16 protein-coding genes are annotated in these 16,485 nt (G+C 70.6%); 10 read left to right on the top strand and 6 right to left on the bottom strand.

The features are described 5' to 3' along the window. Positions 1–18: 18 nt before the first annotated feature. The 6 genes from rfbB to AB2U09_RS06575 all read left to right on the top strand — a co-directional run bounded on the left by rfbB (position 19) and on the right by AB2U09_RS06575 (position 7,504). Positions 19–945: a dTDP-glucose 4,6-dehydratase gene (rfbB, locus tag AB2U09_RS06600; protein ID WP_459191909.1), complete on the top strand. Its 927-nt coding sequence runs from the start codon at positions 19–21 to the stop codon at positions 943–945. 129 nt (positions 946–1,074) lie between these two features. After that, a complete protein-coding gene (agl22, locus tag AB2U09_RS06595) occupies positions 1,075–2,901 on the top strand; it encodes a glucose-alpha-(1,4)-galactose-dolichol phosphate synthase Agl22 (RefSeq protein ID WP_459191908.1) in 1,827 nt (608 codons plus the stop codon). Between the two features lie 349 nt (positions 2,902–3,250). Further along, on the top strand, positions 3,251–4,159 hold the full coding sequence (locus AB2U09_RS06590) for a glycosyltransferase family 2 protein (protein ID WP_459191907.1): 909 nt from the start codon (positions 3,251–3,253) through the stop codon (positions 4,157–4,159). Between the two features lie 161 nt (positions 4,160–4,320). Further along, complete coding sequence (locus AB2U09_RS06585; protein ID WP_459191906.1) at positions 4,321–5,097, top strand: class I SAM-dependent methyltransferase; 777 nt, start codon at positions 4,321–4,323, stop codon at positions 5,095–5,097. Between the two features lie 88 nt (positions 5,098–5,185). Then, positions 5,186–6,226, top strand: a complete 1,041-nt coding sequence (locus AB2U09_RS06580) for a lysylphosphatidylglycerol synthase transmembrane domain-containing protein (protein ID WP_459191905.1) — start codon at positions 5,186–5,188, stop codon at positions 6,224–6,226. 75 nt (positions 6,227–6,301) lie between these two features. After that, complete coding sequence (locus AB2U09_RS06575; RefSeq protein WP_459191904.1) at positions 6,302–7,504, top strand: pyridoxal phosphate-dependent aminotransferase; 1,203 nt, start codon at positions 6,302–6,304, stop codon at positions 7,502–7,504. 27 nt (positions 7,505–7,531) lie between these two features. On the opposite strand, the gene AB2U09_RS06570 is transcribed toward AB2U09_RS06575, so the two are convergent. Beyond that, a complete protein-coding gene (locus AB2U09_RS06570) occupies positions 7,532–8,539 on the bottom strand; it encodes an SGNH/GDSL hydrolase family protein (protein WP_459191903.1) in 1,008 nt (335 codons plus the stop codon). A 107-nt stretch (positions 8,540–8,646) separates the two neighbouring features. Here AB2U09_RS06570 and AB2U09_RS06565 point away from each other — a divergent pair, with 107 nt between their 5' ends. Further along, positions 8,647–9,021: a DUF7993 family protein gene (locus AB2U09_RS06565; RefSeq protein WP_459191902.1), complete on the top strand. Its 375-nt coding sequence runs from the start codon at positions 8,647–8,649 to the stop codon at positions 9,019–9,021. A 24-nt stretch (positions 9,022–9,045) separates the two neighbouring features. On the opposite strand, the gene AB2U09_RS06560 is transcribed toward AB2U09_RS06565, so the two are convergent. Next, positions 9,046–9,306 (bottom strand): DUF8075 family protein, encoded by a 261-nt coding sequence (locus AB2U09_RS06560; protein WP_459191901.1) that lies wholly within the window; start codon positions 9,304–9,306, stop codon positions 9,046–9,048. Between the two features lie 150 nt (positions 9,307–9,456). Between AB2U09_RS06560 and AB2U09_RS06555 the strand changes: the two genes are divergently transcribed. Then, positions 9,457–10,059, top strand: coding sequence for a sulfite oxidase-like oxidoreductase (locus tag AB2U09_RS06555; RefSeq protein ID WP_459191900.1), 603 nt, complete (start codon positions 9,457–9,459; stop codon positions 10,057–10,059). A gap of 94 nt (positions 10,060–10,153) precedes the next feature. On the opposite strand, the gene AB2U09_RS06550 is transcribed toward AB2U09_RS06555, so the two are convergent. After that, the gene (locus tag AB2U09_RS06550; protein ID WP_459191899.1) at positions 10,154–11,173 is read right to left on the bottom strand and encodes a DHH family phosphoesterase; all 1,020 of its coding nucleotides are present in this window, start codon (positions 11,171–11,173) and stop codon (positions 10,154–10,156) included. A 200-nt stretch (positions 11,174–11,373) separates the two neighbouring features. Here AB2U09_RS06550 and AB2U09_RS06545 point away from each other — a divergent pair, with 200 nt between their 5' ends. Both AB2U09_RS06545 and nadE read left to right on the top strand, forming a co-directional pair. After that, positions 11,374–11,649, top strand: coding sequence for a HalOD1 output domain-containing protein (locus tag AB2U09_RS06545; protein ID WP_459191898.1), 276 nt, complete (start codon positions 11,374–11,376; stop codon positions 11,647–11,649). Between the two features lie 157 nt (positions 11,650–11,806). Further along, on the top strand, positions 11,807–12,655 hold the full coding sequence (gene nadE / locus AB2U09_RS06540; protein WP_459191897.1) for an NAD(+) synthase: 849 nt from the start codon (positions 11,807–11,809) through the stop codon (positions 12,653–12,655). 56 nt (positions 12,656–12,711) lie between these two features. Here nadE and AB2U09_RS06535 read toward each other — a convergent pair whose 3' ends face one another. Genes AB2U09_RS06535 through AB2U09_RS06525 form a run of 3 tightly spaced genes read right to left on the bottom strand, consistent with a single transcriptional unit; the run spans position 12,712 to position 16,423 of the window. Continuing rightward, positions 12,712–13,353, bottom strand: a complete 642-nt coding sequence (locus AB2U09_RS06535) for a hypothetical protein (protein ID WP_459191896.1) — start codon at positions 13,351–13,353, stop codon at positions 12,712–12,714. Continuing rightward, positions 13,350–14,618, bottom strand: coding sequence for a cell wall-binding repeat-containing protein (locus AB2U09_RS06530; RefSeq protein ID WP_459191895.1), 1,269 nt, complete (start codon positions 14,616–14,618; stop codon positions 13,350–13,352). Before AB2U09_RS06530 ends, AB2U09_RS06535 begins: the two co-directional genes overlap by 4 nt. Next, a complete protein-coding gene (locus AB2U09_RS06525; protein WP_459191894.1) occupies positions 14,615–16,423 on the bottom strand; it encodes a DUF4396 domain-containing protein in 1,809 nt (602 codons plus the stop codon). Before AB2U09_RS06525 ends, AB2U09_RS06530 begins: the two co-directional genes overlap by 4 nt. Positions 16,424–16,485: the final 62 nt, after the last annotated feature.

Below are 16,485 nucleotides of genomic sequence, written 5' to 3'. Positions count from 1 at the left end.
CGGCCCGTTGCTCAGACCGTGCGAACGCTCGTCACCGGCGGTGCGGGATTCATCGGCTCGAACTACGTCCATCACCTCCTCGAGCACACGGACGACGAGGTGGTCACGCTCGACGCGCTGACCTACGCGGGCTCGACGGACAACCTCGCAGGCGCCCTCGACGACGACCGCCACGAGTTCGTCGAGGGCGACGTCCGCGACGACGACCTGGTGACCGATCTGGTCGCCGACGTCGACGCGGTGGTCCACTTCGCGGCGGAGTCGCACGTCGACCGTTCGATCGACGGCGCGGCGCCGTTCGTCGAGACGAACGTCGATGGGACGCGCGCGCTGCTCGACGCCGCCCGCGACGCCGACCTCGAGCGGTTCCTGCAGGTCTCGACCGACGAGGTGTACGGCCAGACCGTCGACGGCGAATTCGCCGAGACGGACCCGCTCGACCCGCGCAACCCCTACGCGGCGACGAAGGCCGGGGCCGACCATCTCGCGCTGAGCTACGAGCGGACCTACGGACTCCCGGTCGTCGTCACTCGCTCGTCGAACAACTTCGGCCCGCGTCAGCACCCCGAAAAGCTCATCCCGAAGTTCCTCACGCGGGCCGTAGCGGGGGAGTCGCTCCCGCTCTACGGTGACGGCTCGAACGTCCGCGAGTGGACTTACGTCGCCGACAACTGTCGCGCGGTGGATCTCGTCCTCCGGGAGGGGCTCGAGGGCGAGGTGTACAACGTCGGCAGCGGCGAGGAGCGGACGAATCTCGAAGTAACCGAGGCGATCCTCGACGAAGTCGGGGCCTCGCGGGACCTCGTCGAGTTCGTCGAGGACCGACCGGGCCACGACCAGCGCTACGCCCTCGACACGGCGAAGATCCGGGAGCTGGGCTGGGAACCGGAGTACGCGTTCGAGGAGGGGCTCGAACGGACGGTCCAGTACTACCTCGGCGAGTGAGGCGGGGCGACGAGCGACTCGCCGACGCCGTTTCACGGCGGCGCGGTCCGGCCGTTAGCCCGGGCTTACCGATGCGACGGCGGGTATATCGACGCTATGACTTTCCGGGCCTCCGCCGAACGCAATCGCATGCGCCCAGTGGCCGGAGGGCTGATCGGACGGGCGAAGCGCTGCCTCCGCGACGACCTCGAGTCGGATCCGTACCTCCCGTACATCCTCGGGCTGGCGACGCTGCTCGCGGGCTTCTGGTTCTGGCACCGCGTCCCCAACTTTGCGACCCGGGACGAGCGCTGGCGGATCGTCGACGTGATGTCGTTCGTCGGGAGGGTCGTCGACGAGCCCGGGATCGACTCGGTGCTCTCCGGCCTGCGGACCGGGCGGACCTTCGGTGCGACGTTCTACCTCTTCGGACTGGCGCTGATCCCCGTCTTCGTCGTCGCCTTCCTCACCGGGCAACTCGACGCGTTCGTCGAGTTACCCGAGCACGCCTCGGTCGACCTGTGGGCCCACTGGAACCGGACGCCGGCGTGGATATGGACGGCGAGCATCCTGCTCGGGCGGCTGGTCGTCGTCGCGCTGGCGGTCGGCTGCGTCTACGTCACCTACCGCATCGGCACGGTGATGCGCGACCGAACGACCGGCCGGCTGGCCGCGCTGCTGCTGTCGTTCACGTGGGGCTTTCTCGTCCTCGCTCACGAGGTCGGCGAGGACGTGCCGGCGCTGTTTTTCTTCCTGCTGGTCGTCTACTGGTGCATCCGCTACACGCAGACGGGCGACGCCGCGCTGTTTCTCGCGGCCTCCCTCGCCGGAGGGATCGCCATCGCGGTGAAACTGACGGCCGTCGTCTGCGTGCTCTTGATCGCCACTGCATTCGTCCTGCGAGTCGGCAACGCCGGCGATGACTGGCGGGAGGCGCTGGTCCGCCCACGGTTGCTCGTCGTCGGCGCGGCGCTCGGTGCGGGAGCGATCTACTTCGGATTTCCCGCGGTGGTCTCCGGCGGGCTGGAGCCGCTCGTCGCCCGCATCACTCGGGGGACGACCGGCAAGACCGACCCGCACGGCTGGCGGATCGAACCCGCCTGGTGGTGGTTCCTCCGGGGGTACCTCAACGGGATGGGGCTACCCCTGTTCGTCGCCTCGGTCGGGGGGCTCGTCGCGAGCATCCCGCGGGTGGTCCGGCGTTCGGCGGAGGCCGACGGCGTCGCGCTGACGCTGGTCACCGTCGCGGCGTACGGCCGCCTGTACGCGAACTGGGGGTACATCCGCACCCACCACCTCCTCTTCACGATGCCGCTACTGGTCGTCGTGCTCGCCGTCGGGCTAATGCGGCTGTACGACTACCGGGAGCGGGTCGGCGGGCCGCTCATCGCGCTGTTGCTGGTGACCAGCGGGCTGTACGCCGGGGTCGGCGACCTCGGCTACGCCTCGCAGGCCCGCGACGGGGCGACCGGCTGGCTCGATTCGAACGCCGCGCCGAACGCGACCGTCGAGACGTACCCGGACGACCCCCAGGAGGCGGCGGTCCCCCACTGGATGACCGTCTACCGGCCAACGAACAGGAACGCGACGCCCGGCGGCGCGAAAGAGTCCGGGATGGACTGGTTGCTCGCCATCGAGGAGCGCTGTCCCGACTACATCCAGTTGCACTACTACGAGAGCATCCTCGTGCTGGCGCCGGACGACTGGAGCGAGCGGGCGCGCCGGCTCTCCGGCGACCGCCGGGAGCAGTTCGTCCGGAACCTGCTCGCCGAGGACACATACCCCTACCGCGTCGCGGGGACGTTCGGTCCCCGGCCGCCGTTCCTCGACAACGAGTCCACTCGGACGGGGTTGCCCGAACTGGTCGAGGTGGGGATCGTTCCGCGGTCGATCCAGTACGGCGACCCGCAGGACGTGGGCATCGACCAGTACACCGTAATCCTCGAGCGCGACGGGCAGTGCGATCCGTCGAACTGACGGTCGTGACCCCGGCGTTCGACTGGTTGGGATAGCCCATCGTCGAGCCGTCAAATCCGTACTCGACGGAAATTCCTCCCGTCCCGTTCGGTGTCCGAGCGGGCTTGAGAGTGCAACATGATTCGTTAACCGCTTCTCGGCCCACCGATCGGACAGGAGGACCGACCATGTCACCGCCTGTCTGCCGCCGACTTCGATCCGGACCGGCACCGACGGCGCGAGCCGGGCCGCGCCCCGGACAGACCGCTCGACGCCCGCCCGGAGCCGCGACCGCGGGCCGCTCGGGAGCGGGACGCCAGCCGGCCGGCAGGAGGCGGCAGCCACGAACCAGCGGAAGGAGGTGGCGACGGTGACGAGCGAACGGCCCACGTTCTCGCTCGTCTTCCTGACGTGGAACCCCGGCGAAGCCATCGTCGGCGCCATCGACTCCGTGCGCCGGCAGGACTACGACGACTACGAGGTCGTCGTCGTCGACAACGACAGCGACGACGGCACGCCCGAGCGCGTCCGCGAGGCGTATCCCGACGACGCGCCCGTCCGCGTCCTCGAGAACGACGAGAACCGCGGGTTCAGCCGCGGGATCAACCGCGGCATCCGGGCGAGTCGCGGGGAGTACATCTGCTGTTACAACCACGACACGCTGTTCCCGCGCGGCTACCTGCGGACGCTCGCCGACCGCGTCACGCCGGAGGCGGTGTGGACGACCGCCCGGCGCAACTTCCGCGTCGACCCCGACTGGACGTACGTGCGGCTGCTCTCGCCGTATCGGTTCACGATTCCGTACGTCGTCGACCCGTTGTCTGGAACCGCGGAGGTCAACTACGTCCCCGGTGACGGAGCTATCGTCCCGCGGGATATCTACCGCGAGGAACTCGACGGCGAGGTGTTCGACCCGTCGATGCCGACCCGCGGCGAGGACGTCGACCTGTCGCTGCGGTTGTCCGACCGGGAGATCCCGATCCGGGCCGTCCTCGACACCCACTCCGTCCACCCGGACAAGGGGGAGATCTACAGCCCGTCGGTCGAGAACTTCAGGATGCTGCTGCGGACGATCGCTGCCCGGATGGCCGCTCACAGCAACAACGCGGTCCCGGCCACCGCGGTCGCGCTCTCGGCGGCGAGTCTGGTGACCCAGCCGATACAGGTCTACCTGATGCAGTACCCCCGCTCGGAGGAGGAGTTCCTCGAAACCGCGACCGTGTACCAGCGCGAGGAGCCGCGCTCCCAGCCCGAATCGGCCCCGGCCGAGGTGCACTGACGTGACGGGGATCGACGAACCGCGCCACGCCGGAGTCGCGGCGAGCGACCGCTCGCAGCGGGGAGATGCGACCGCGAGCGACCGGTCACGACGGGGCAACGGACGGACGACCGACTGCGGCCGGCCGACCGTTTTTCCGGTCGGCACTCCACTGTCGTGACATGGGGGGCAGTAACCTGTTTCACCGCTCGTTACGGCGGAGTGGCGCGCTCGAGTTGATCCACGCAGGCATCGACCGCTTCAACGAGGCCGTCGGGTCGGAGCGCTACGAGCCCCCGACGGACCTGCCGGAGTTCCGGGACGTCCAGCGGCGCGCACGCCGCTACACCGACACCAGCGACCACCTCGAACGGCTGTTCGTCGAGGCGCTGCAGGCCGACCCGGAGACCGTCGTCGAACTCGGCGTCAGAGGGGGCGAGTCGACGTTCGTCTTCGAGCGGGTGGCCCGCCTGACCGACGCCGATCTCGTCAGCGTCGACGTCGATCCGACGACCTACGACGGCGACTACGACGGCTGGCAGTTCGTCCAGTCCGACGACGTGGAGTTCGCGGAGCGGTTCGAGGAGTGGGCCGCCGACCACGGCGTCGGCCCGGCGATCGACGTGCTGTTCATCGACACGAGCCACCGATACGAACACACCGTCGCCGAGATCGACGCCTGGTTCCCGCACCTCGCCGACGACGCCGTCGTCCTCTTCCACGACACGAACATGCAGCGGGTCTACCGCCGGGAGGACGGGACCGTCGGCCTCTCGCGGCGCGCCGACCGCGGGGTCATCCAGGCGCTCGAGGCGCACTTCTCCTGCGCGTTCGACGAGACGGAGCCGTTCGTCACTATCAGGGACGGGTTCGTCCTCGAACAGCGCCCGTTCTGCAGCGGCCTCGCCGTCCTCCGGAAGCTCCCGGTCGACACCGACGGGATCCGCTCCGAACCGTGAGACGCACGCCGACTCGCACCGTTGCGGACTGTCCGCTTGACGCCGAGATCGGTAGGAGGACCCACACGCCGACCGACGGGAGGCGCGCGTGAGCGGTGGAGACCTGCGGGCACGGGCGGTTCGCCTGCTCCAATACCTCGTCGGTGCCCTCGCGCTCGTCTGGGTCGTCCGGCAGGTCGAGTGGGACCGGGCGTTGTCGCTGCTCGCGGACGTCTCCGCGGGGACGGCGGCGGCGCTGGTGGCCGTGAGCGCCGTCGGCCTCGCCGGGTCGCTGTACATGTGGCACGTCCTGCTCGACAGCGCCTGGCCGACGCGCTTTCGGGACGCGAGCCAGACCGGCCTCGTGGTGCTGTTCGTCAACCAGCTGCTCCCCTCGCGGCTGTCCGGTCGGGCCGTCGCGCCCCTCGTCGCCCACGACCGCACCGGGATACCCTATTCGGACGCCATCGCGGTTTCGGGCGTCCACACCGGCGTCTACGCGCTCCTCTACGGCGTCACCGCGCTCGTCGGCGTCGGGATCAGCGTGGGTCGGCTCCCGTCGGGACTCCTCGTCGTGCTCCTGCTGTCGACGGGGCTATACCTCGCCGCCGGGACCGTCGTGCTGCTCGCCGGCGCGCACATGCGGGTCGTCAACCGCGTGGTCGGCGCGATCGAAGCCGTCGCCCGTCGGATCCCGATAATCGGCAATCGGTTGGGTGCGCTGACGGGGAAGATCCCCGAGTTCACCGACGCGTCGACGGCCGCGTTCCGGCGGCTGCTCACCGACCCGGCGGCGATCGGGCAGTACGTCGCGGGGTACGCGCTGACGGTGCTCGTCGTCCCGGGGCTGCGCGTGTGGCTGCTGTTCGAGAGCCTCGGCGTCGGGTTCGAGCCGCTGGTCGCGCTGCCGCTGTACCTCGTCGCGGCCTACAGCGTGACGCTGCTGCCGCTGACGCCGGGGAGCGTGGGCGTCTCCGAGGCGAGCGCGACTGCCGTGTTCGTGGCGCTCGGGGTGCCCGCCGCGGCGGTCGTCCCGGTCGTGTTCGTCGACCGCCTGCTCGGGTCGTACCTCCCGGCGCTGGCCGGCTGGTACCCCTCGCTGCGGATCGACTTCGCGGATCTGGCCGCCGACGCCCCGACCGGCGACTGAGATTCGACGGAATTACCGCGTACCGTGACTACCCCATCCAAACGTTCTTGGCGCTCAACGCGGTCGGTACGACCGATGACCGAGCCGTCCGACTCCGCGGTGAGTCGCGTCACGGAACGGGTCCGGGCCATCGAGCCGCAGGGGATCCGAGAGATGTTCGAACTCGCCGCCGAGCGCGGCGGCGACCTCGTCCACCTCGAGTTCGGCGAACCGGACTTCGACACGCCCGACCACGTCGTCGCGGCCGCCCACGAGGCCGCGACCGGCGGCAAGACGAACTACACCTCCAACGCCGGCATCGTCGAACTCCGGGAAGCGGTCGCCGAGTTCCTCGCCCGCGACGGCGGCCCGGCGCCGGACCCCGCTTCCGAGGTAGCGATCACGACCGGAGGCGTCGAGGCGCTCCACCTCGCCATCCACACCGTCGCCGACCCCGGCGACGAGGTCGTCGTTCCCACGCCCGCGTGGCCGAACCCCATCTCGCAGGCGAAACTGGCCGACGCCGTCCCGGTGGAGGTGGCGATGCCCGCCGAGGAGGGGTTCGCGCCCGACGCCGACCGGATCGTCGACGCCATCGGGCCGGACACCGCGGCGGTCCTGCTGACCTCGCCGTCGAACCCGACGGGACGCGTATTTTCGACCGAGGCGGTCGAGCGGGTCGTCGCGGCCGCGGCCGACCACGGGGCGTACGTGCTCGCCGACGAGGTGTACCGGGAGCTGACCTACGGCGAACGACCGCCGCGGACCGCCGCGGTAGCCGACCGACTCGGCCGCGAGGAGTGGGTCCTCTCGGTCGGGTCGGTGTCGAAAGCCTACGCGATGACGGGCTGGCGCGTCGGCTGGCTCGCCGGACCCGAAGATGTCGTCTCGCAGGTGGTGAAGATACGCGAGAGCACGACCTCGTGCGTGAACACGCCGGCCCAGTACGCGGCGATCGCGGCGCTGACCGGCCCGCAGGAACCCGTCGCCGAAATGAAGGCGGCCTTCCGCGAGCGCCGTGACTACGTGATCGACCGGATAGATTCCATCCCGCAGGTCTCGGTCGCGCGTCCGGAAGGCGCGTTCTACGCGTTCGTCGACGTGAGCGCCCTGCCCGGCTCCAGCGAGGCGGTCGCGAAGCGCCTGCTCGCCGACCACGGCGTGGTGACCGCGCCGGGCTCGGCGTTCGGCGCGGGCGGCGAGGGCCACCTCCGCCTGAGCTTCGCCAACGGGCTGGACCGCCTCGAAGTCGGCCTCGATCGTCTCGAAGCGATGGTCGAAGCCGACGTGGACGGATAGGATTCGCCGACTGCTTCTCGCCGCCGCTTACAGCTCGCCGAGTCGGTCCGCGAGCCGATGGGCGATCTCGGTCATGCCGTGGTCCATCGGGTGGAGGAGATCCGTCGAGAGCCCGCCGGGGTCCTGCAGCAGGTCGGGGCCCTCGATCAGGTGGAGGTTGTCGCGGTCGGCGGCGGCGACGGCGTCGCGCAGTTCCTCGCGGTACCCGCGCGGCGTCGCGGGCCACTCCTCGCCGTCCGTAACTTCGGGACAGAGCTCGGCGAACAGCGGGAACAGCGTCACCGCGGCGACCGGCTTGTCGGGGTGGGCGCCCGCGACGGTGTCGACGAGGTAGCGGACGCGGTCGCCGAACTCGTCGGCGTCGAAGCCGGCGGCGATCATGTTGACCGAGACGGAGAGCACCGCGCGGTCCCAGTCGTCGCGGCCCGCGACGTAGTCCGCGAGGGCGTTCTCGCAGAACGCCGACCCGCCGGAGCCGAGGTTCAGGTGGTCGTCGCCGAGCAGCCGCGCGGTCTGGTGGCCGTAGCTCATCGGGTAGCGGCTCGCGAAGGCGCCCTGCGTGATCGACGTGCCGTAGGTGAGTAGCGTCTCGTCGGGGCGTTCGGCAGACTCCGGCGGGCGGACGTCGCCGGACACGTCGTGGAGGACGACGGGGTTGCCGAAGAGGACGAGGCGGCCGACCGTCGGGTCGAAGTACTGATCGTCGAGGCGGTCGCGATCGACCTCCGCGACCCGCTCGGGGAGCGACAGTTCGATCGTCGTCGGTTCCGCGTCGAGGGTGACGTGCTCGCCGGGCTGGTGCTGGAACGGCCCCCAGAACGGCGTCGCCTCGCAGGACCCCTCGGGGCAGGACAGCGTCAGTTCGACGGACTCGCCGACAAACCGGATCTCGACGCCGTCGGGCCGCTGGTACTCTTCCTGCGAGCGGTCGTTGAACGCCTCCGTGATCTCGGGCGGGAGCCGCTCAAGGCGGACCCCGTCGTCGGCGGCGACTGGCTCGGCGACGTTGTGCAGCGCGACGGTCTCACGTGACATACCACGGCCATCGGACACGACCGGTATAGGCGTGTCCCCGCGGCTGTGCGTCCTGACTGCCGCCGATGTCGGGTCCATTTTCCCGCTGCCGATCGGAGGGGCCAGTGATGGGAGATGACGCGATCGACGGGACGGCACTCGCCGATCGACTCGCGGCCGCGATCGAAGGCGACGAGGACGAGCGCGTCTCGCTCTCGGTCGTCGACAGGCGATCCGGGATCGAACCGACCGCGGACGGCGCCTTCGCGTACGCGATCGACTGCACCGGGGGCCAATTGGCTGAGGTGTTCGTCCATCCCGACCGAATTCACGTCGAGTTCACCAGTGGCGTGGAGCGCGCTGCCAACGGCGGGGAACGCGCTGGCCTGCGCGTCCGTCCGAAGGCCGTGCGGCCCCCGCGAACGCTCGTGTTCGTCGAGTCTCCCGGGGAGATCGAGGCGGCGCTGGACGTGCTCGACGCGGTCGCCGAGTCGGTGGAGTGAGCGGGGATCGAGACGGCCGCTCGCTCACTCGGTCTCGGCGGCCGCCTCCGTCCGTTCCTCGGCGTGGTCGAGACAGAGGATATCGCCGCTCTCAGTGTCGAAGGCGAAGGGATCGTCCGGCCGGATCTTCCGGCCGTCGACGCCGCACCCGTCGGCGTGCCGGAGGAAGTATCGGCCCTCCTTCCGGCCGGTCTCCAGACGGCCGGCCTGGACGGCGAACCGGACCAGCCCCTCGCCGATCTGGGTCCGCTCGGGGGAGTCGGCTTCGAGTCTGATGACCGGCATGGTGGCCTCTGTCGTCGGCTACTACCGCCGCGGGGAAAAATCGCCGGCCGGCCGACGCAGGCGGGTCGTCGGCGCGCTCCGGCGTCTACCTCCGTCCCCGGCGGCTCGCCCCATCCGTCCATTTAGGGCTGTCCCGCCCGAATGGCGGCCATGGGCGTTCGAGACGCGACCGACATCCACGAGGAGTTCGACGGCGAGCGGCTGCCGCCCGGCCAGCGGAAGACCGAGCGGTTCCCCGTCCTCTCGCTGAAGGACACGCCGGAGTTCGACCGCGAGGAGTGGGAGTTCACCGTCCACGGCGCGGTCGAGGATGAACTGCGCTTCTCGTGGGAGGAGTTCCAGGAGTTGCCGACCGAGACCCAGCGCCAGGACTTCCACTGCGTCACCGGGTGGAGCCGCTTCGACAACGAGTTCCGGGGGGTCACCTTCCCGGAACTCGCCGAGCGCGCTGGCGTCGAGGACGACGCCGTCCACGTCATGTTCGGTGCGATGGACGGGTACACGACCAACCTGCCGCTGGAGGAGTGCATGCGCCGGGAGGTGCTGTTCGTCCTCGACTTCGACGGCGACCCGCTGCCCTCGGACCACGGCGGGCCGCTCCGGGTCGTCACGCCCCACAAGTACGCCTACAAGGGTGCGAAGTGGGTCGACAGCGTCACCTTCCTCACCGAGCCCGAGCGGGGCTACTGGGAGAAGCGGGGGTACTCCAACACCGCGAATCCGTGGAACGAGGAGCGCTACACGACGCTGTGAGCGGCGGGGCCGAACTACTTTGCCGCGGGGGACGGTATCATCGGGCATGACCGACGACGGGCCGGACGACCAGCCGGCGACGAGCCGCCAGCGCTCATCCCGACGAATTGTCAGAGAGCCGGAGTTCGGTGACGAGACGGGCGGTGATGACCGCTTCGACGATGGCGAGTAGCTGGTCGTCGTCGGCCGTGGGGTCGGCGAAGATGCCAAGCGGGACCTCGCCGCCGGCCATATCGTGGTGGCCGCCGGCCGTCCCCACGTCGCCGAACGCGTCGTCGAGCGTGTCGCCGAGGTCGACGCGCGGGTCGACCGACCGGCCGCTGAGGTGGATCGCCCCGTCGACGATGCCGAAGACGATCGCCGTCTCGACCCCCTCCAGCGTCCGGAGGTAGTCGGCGGCCTGCGGGAGGGCGTCGCGCTCGGTCGTTCGGCCGACGTCGGAGATGAGCACCGCTCCGCGCGTCGTCCGGTTCTCGATCGCCGTGGCGATGGCGTCGAGCGTCGCGCCGGTCACCGACGGGGTCGCGAGCTGGCGGAGCAGGTCGCCGTCGGCGTGCTCGTGGAGGAACCCGGCGGCGTCGTACTCGGCGCGGGTCACGCCGCGGAGGAACTCCAGCGTCTCCCGGCGGATGGCGAACAGGAGCGCCGTCGCGAGCACGGCGTCGAGGTCCACGTCGAGGTCGCGGACGTACTCCGTGAGGATGGTGGCCGTCGCGCCGATGTCCTCCCGGTGGTCGACGAAGCCAGCGTCGATCGCCTCGGCCGGGTGATGATCGACGACGACGTCGACCGGCGTCCCCTCGGGGACGCGGTTGTTGCGGCCGGGGACGGAGTGGTCGACGAACGCGAGTAGCGCCCCCTCGGGCCGGTCGCGGGCCATCGCGGGATCGAACGCTTCGAGTTCGATGTCGAGGAGTGTGACGAACGCTCGGTTCTGCTGGTGAGAGATGTCGCCGCTGTAGAGGATGCGCTGCTCGTCGATGCCGGCGTCGGCGGCGATCTGCTCCAGCGCGAGCGCGCTCGCGAGGCAGTCCGGATCGGGGTTGTTGTGGCAGACGATGGATATCTCGTCGCCCTCGACGAGGAAATCGTGAAGCTGGCGGGCCTTGCTCATGGTCTTCCGGGCCGACTGTCGCCGGCCGCGGGGATCTGCGGACGAATAGCCGCGCTGGCGGCAAAACACTGTGGCCGGCACACTCAGCCGACGCGGCGACTGACGCGCCGACGGCTGGCCCGTTCGCGGGCGAGTCGGCCTTCACGTTCATGCACAACAGGGTTGCTGGGCGTGACCGAAGGGACGGTGGTGAAGACCGAATGGCCACGGACCCGGAGCGTCGGCGGTACTACCCCGAGGCGGAGAACGTCCCCCTCAGCGAGGCCGTCCGCGAGGCGATCGCGGCCCACGACGACGCCTCGCTGTCGACGGCAGACGTGCAACTGTACGACCACATCGACCCGGACGCGCTCGACGGGCTCTTCAAGACTGACTCCGACGTGGACGTGTCGGTCCAGATCCGCCTCGAGGACGTGACCGTCAGCGTCTGGAGCGACGGCGGCGTCGACATCCGCGTCACCGACAAGATCGAGTAGCTGCGTCCGCGATCGGGTGTCGCATATTAGGAGTATCAGGCCTGCCGAACTCCCCTAATAGGTATGTAGACAACCTCTTTCAGGGATCGGCGGCGCGGTACACGTGTGAACGCACGACGCAACGCGAACGACGCGGACCGACGGGGGGAGGTACCCCGTGAGTGACGCCGCCCGACACCCGCGGATACTCGACCTCCCGCGGGACGACCGCGGGCTCGCGACGACGCAGGTCGCGCTGCGGCGACTGGGGGAACTCCTCCCGGAGTTCCTCGTCGACCTCGTGACCGACGCCGACGCGGAGGGACTGGTGGTCCCGCTGGACGGCGGCGTCGACTCTGCGGCGGCGGCTGCGCTGGCCGTCGACGCGGTCGGTGAGGAGGACGTCGTCGGCCTGATCACGCCCGCGGGGCTGACCGACGAGGCGACGGCGAGCACTGCCGAGGCGGTCGCGGAGATGCTCGGGATCGACCACCGGCGGCTCCAGCTCCAGCCGGTGCTCGCGGCCTTTCAGGAGGTCGTCGGCGAGGCCGGCGGTCCCGCCGACGACCTCGTCGCGACGGACAACGCGGTCGAGCGCTTCCGGACGGCGACCGCCTACTACGTCGCCAACCGGCGGCACGCGCTCGTCGTCGGTCCGGTCAACCGGACCGACCGCTTGCTCGGCGAGGCGACGAAGTACGGCGAGACGGGCGTCGATTGCTTCCTGTTCGGGGACCTGTACCGGACGGAGGTCCGCGCGCTCGCCGAGGCGATGGACCTGCCGATCGAGATGCTCGATGGGGAACCGCGGAACGGAACGCACGACCCGACGCCCGCCGCACAGATCGACGTCGACGCCGAGACGGTCGACCGGGCGCTCAGGCTGTCGGTCGACGAGGGTCGGGGCGCGACGGCGGTCGCCGACCGGCTCGGGATCGACCGCTCGGTGGTCGTCCGGCTGGCCGACTGGTGCGCGGCGACTCGACACAAGCGCCACCAGCCGCCCAAGCCGTCGACGAACCACTGAGCCCGAGCGGCGGGCGGATCCGGCCGTCGCTCTGCCCGCGCCGCCGCCGGATCCTGTCACTCCGAGTTCGGTCGCCGCTCCGACTCGGGCGGGACCTCCGCGTTCGACGGGTCGTCGGCGTCGGGCTGGGCCTCGGGCTCCGTCGTCGGGTTCGAGTCCGCGCTCGCGACGGTTCCAGCGGACGGCCCCGACCGCCGATCTGGCGACATCGCCGGTAGCTGCTCCCGGTGGCGGTGCTCGTGGACGAGGACGGTCTGGTCGACGGTGGTCGCGCCGTGGCCGCGGAGCATCGTCGTCGTCTCGTCGACGCGGTGGTCGGGGACGGCGACGGCGACGCGGGGGCCGTGGGGCTCCGGAACGTCCCGGTAGGTGCCGGCGAGGCCGCCGACGAAGCCGCCGGTCGCGGCGCCGGCGCCGAAGCCGAACACCGCGAGCTCGAGCCGCCCGGCGGCCAGGAGAGGGCTCAGTCGCGGGATCCAGACCACGTCCATGGCCATCGCCAGCAGGAGCGCAGCCCCGAGGAGGCCGCCGACGAGACCGCCCCACGCGAGGCCGCGAGCTTCGGGTAGGCGCGCCGACGGGTCGAAGAAGGCGTCGTCTATCTCCGGGCGCCGCGGCTCGCGGTCCCGCTTCCGGAGCGACCGCTCGGCGTCACTCGCCGTCTCCTCGTCCTCGAAGCGTGCGACGACGCGTCTCACGAACCGTCACCTCCGCTCGCCGATCCGCCGCTCGACTCGCCGGGTCCGGGGTCCGTCTCTTCGAGGAGCCCGTGGATGTCGGCCTGCACGCCGCGGCCGACCGAGTCCTGCGGGCCGACGATCCAGGCGTGGTTGTACTTGCGGTCGTAGGGGGCGGCCTCGGTCGGCTGGAAGAACTTCGCGAGGTAGTTCTCGACGGGCGTCGGCACCTCCTCTGGTCGGACGGCGAGCATCGGGCCGTGCTTGCCGCGGTGGCTCTCGACGCTGGCCGGGAGGGCGGTCTGCCAGCGGTCGGGGTTGGCGACGATGACGTTGTGGCCGGGCTCGGCGAGCCCCCAGCCGACGTTGCGCGACCACTCGCCGAACCACCAGCCCTGGTTGCGGCCGATGTCCTTGAACCCCGCCCACGAGGCGCTGAGGCTGTAGGGGTCCGTCGCGTCGGGCACGCGCGTCACGTGGCCGAACTGTCCCAGGTCCCGTGCGACCGCGGGGCTGATCGCGTCCTCGTCGCCGAGCAGGTACATGTAAGCGTACTCGTAGCGGGCGTCGAGCTGCTCGGCCGTCGCCTCGGGGATCCCGTCCGAGTCGACCCAGAGGAAGCCGTCGCCCGCGTGGGCGTTCCACGACTGGACGGGGACGGCCCGCCGCGGGGCGTCGCGGCTGGCTATCAGCACCTCGTCCTCGTGGTTGCCGTGCATCGAACTGACGTACTGGTCGACGTTCGCGGCGACGCTGACGGGGTCCGAGCCGGGGATGCGCCGGACGGTCATCCCCATCGATTCGACCTCCTCGCGGACGCTCGCACCGACGTATCGCTCGCCGCCGATCAGGTACACCTGGACGTTGTCGTCCATGCCGACGCCCTCGGGGCGGGCGCGCTCGATCTCGTCGCGGGTGGCCCGTGGGAGTTCACCCGAGCGCGTGAGGAGGACGGCGCCGTCGATTGGATGGTGGATCATGCCGACGCCGGGGAGCGACGCTTCGATCACCTCGTCGTTGACGAGGATGAGCGCGCCGGGACGGGTGTGCTCGTTGATCGCCGTGTAGACGTTCTGGGCGAACGCGGCGGCCGTCTCGTAGATCGACTCGCCGGCGAGGCGGGTTGTCATCGTCGTCGCCGTCCACTCGTCGTAGTCGGCGGTCTCGGGGCCCGTCTGTTCGCTGCCGTCCTCCTGGGCGAGGGCGGCGCCGGCGCCGACGACGCCCGCGCCGACCGGGAGCGCGAGCGCGTCCCGGAGGAACGACCGGCGACTGCGGTCGGTCACAGCGCACCCCCCGGTTTGATGCGACGGCGGACGAGCAGTCCGTTCACCGGCCAGGCCACGAGGAAGCCGACCAGGACCGAGAACGCCATCACGCCGTACCAGAGGATGCTGTCGTCGCCGGGCATCATCGGCAGGTTCAGCATCATCAGCACGTACATCATCGTCATCATCCCGACGGAGACGCTGGTCATGCTAACGGCGACGGTCAGCAGGCCGTGTCTGGCCGCGTCCTGGCGACCCATCCCCATTGAGTCCTGAATCATGGGGACGTGGAACACTACCCAGGAGACGAGGAAGGCGACGACGTAGACGACGGCCATCGTCAGCACCATCGAACTCCCGAGCGCGAACAGCCGGCCCTCGAACACCGCGAGCGGCATCCCGAAGTAGGTGAGCACGAATGCCGTCGCGACCATCGTGGTCCCGGCGAAGCCGACGCCCATCGCGGTCGCAGTGGCCGCCCGGAGCCAGTAGGGCCTGACGACGCGGGGGCCGTTCTCGGTCTGTATCACCTCCCGGCCCCGGTAGGCGGACCAGTAGAGCGCGAGGCCGACGGGCCCGAGCACGAGCGTCAGCAGCGGCCACACCATCCGCGTCCAGCGGTTCGTCCGCGAGAGGCGCCGGCGCGCGTGAACGAAGACGAACGACGCTCCGAGCAGGCCGAACGCCGCCCACACCGCCGAGAGCGCGTCGAGCGGGCTCATCCCGGCGCCCTGCAGGCGGTAGGGAGTGATCTCGACGGCGTAGTCGCCGCGGGCCTGACTGACCCACGACACCTCCTCGAGCGGACCGGTGACGAAGAGGTGGTTGTACGGCCCCTCGGCGGGCGTGGAGAACCACGCCGCCTGGCTGCGCCAGAGGAAGTTCTCGGTCACCGCGGGGAGGCCGCCGTCCGCGTGCGTCAGCAACAGCGGCCCCGCCTTCCCCCACTGGAGGTTGCTCGTCGCGACCGCGTGACCCGGCCGCTCGGGGTTGACGAGCATCACGTTCGTGTAGCCGACCTTGTCGCGCTCGTCCATGCCCCAGCCGAACTCGCGGGACTCGTCGCGGAACTTCGCGACCTGCACGGCGTGGTCCTGGGGCGTCCGCCCGGCGACGCGGGTCCAGGACACGTCCAGATCGGCGAGCGCGTCGTCCGGGACCTGGCTCGGGGGCGCGAGCACGTAGGCGTGGGTGGCGTTCACATCGGCGATGGCCTCCCGCGTCGCGTCGGGGACGCCGCTCTCCGACGCGTAGAGCAGCGGGTCGCCGCTGTAGGCGCTCCAGGCGGCCGCGGGCGCGGCCCACGCGGGCGCCTCAGAGCTGACGATGACGACGTTGTCCGGACTCACGTCGTCGTCGCCGGACCCCCGGGTCGCGATCTCGGCGGCAGTCTCGGCGGCCGATCCGCCCGAGAAGGTTACCGTCTCGGCGGTTCCGTCGGCAGCGCCAGCCTCACCACCGCCGACGCTGCCGTTGGCGCCCGGCGGGGGAGCGTCGCCGGCGAGGACGACGGCGTCCGACGCGGCGCGCAGGCGCGCGGCGGCGAAGCCGGTCTGCCAGTCGCTCTCGGGGACGCGGACGACTACGTCGTAGGAGTGATTCGCTCCGGGGGGTCTAGCGGCCCGTGCGGTGTCCGCGCTCAACGCGGCCGAGTCGTTCGCGGGGAAGCGACTCACGTCCTTCGTCTGCATCGTCGCGTACTGTCCGTCGGGCGTCTGCCCGTAGTCGAACAGCGTGAGCGCGACGACGTACAGCGGCTGTGCGGCGATGAGTATCGCGACCAGTGCGGCGACGACGACGGCGAGCGATTTCCATGTGTCCATTGGTAGGGGTCGAAAGAACCGGTGTTCTGCGGTCGATCCGCCTCGTCGCTCGACGCCGAGGC

The organism is Halosimplex yunnanense (assembly GCF_054504345.1).
The sequence above is the reverse complement of the archived record's forward strand: the minus strand, read 5'-3'. Positions and strand labels throughout refer to the sequence as shown.

Coding starts and splice junctions, on each gene's coding strand:
- AB2U09_RS06525 (WP_459191894.1), bottom strand. CDS start 16,423: ATGGACACATGGAAATCGCTCGCCGTCGTCGTCGCCGCACTGGTCGCG.
- AB2U09_RS06550 (WP_459191899.1), bottom strand. CDS start 11,173: ATGAGCAAGGCCCGCCAGCTTCACGATTTCCTCGTCGAGGGCGACGAG.
- AB2U09_RS06565 (WP_459191902.1), top strand. CDS start 8,647: ATGGGAGATGACGCGATCGACGGGACGGCACTCGCCGATCGACTCGCG.
- AB2U09_RS06585 (WP_459191906.1), top strand. CDS start 4,321: ATGGGGGGCAGTAACCTGTTTCACCGCTCGTTACGGCGGAGTGGCGCG.
- AB2U09_RS06570 (WP_459191903.1), bottom strand. CDS start 8,539: ATGTCACGTGAGACCGTCGCGCTGCACAACGTCGCCGAGCCAGTCGCC.
- AB2U09_RS06560 (WP_459191901.1), bottom strand. CDS start 9,306: ATGCCGGTCATCAGACTCGAAGCCGACTCCCCCGAGCGGACCCAGATC.
- AB2U09_RS06555 (WP_459191900.1), top strand. CDS start 9,457: ATGGGCGTTCGAGACGCGACCGACATCCACGAGGAGTTCGACGGCGAG.
- AB2U09_RS06545 (WP_459191898.1), top strand. CDS start 11,374: ATGGCCACGGACCCGGAGCGTCGGCGGTACTACCCCGAGGCGGAGAAC.
- agl22 (WP_459191908.1), top strand. CDS start 1,075: ATGCGCCCAGTGGCCGGAGGGCTGATCGGACGGGCGAAGCGCTGCCTC.
- AB2U09_RS06575 (WP_459191904.1), top strand. CDS start 6,302: ATGACCGAGCCGTCCGACTCCGCGGTGAGTCGCGTCACGGAACGGGTC.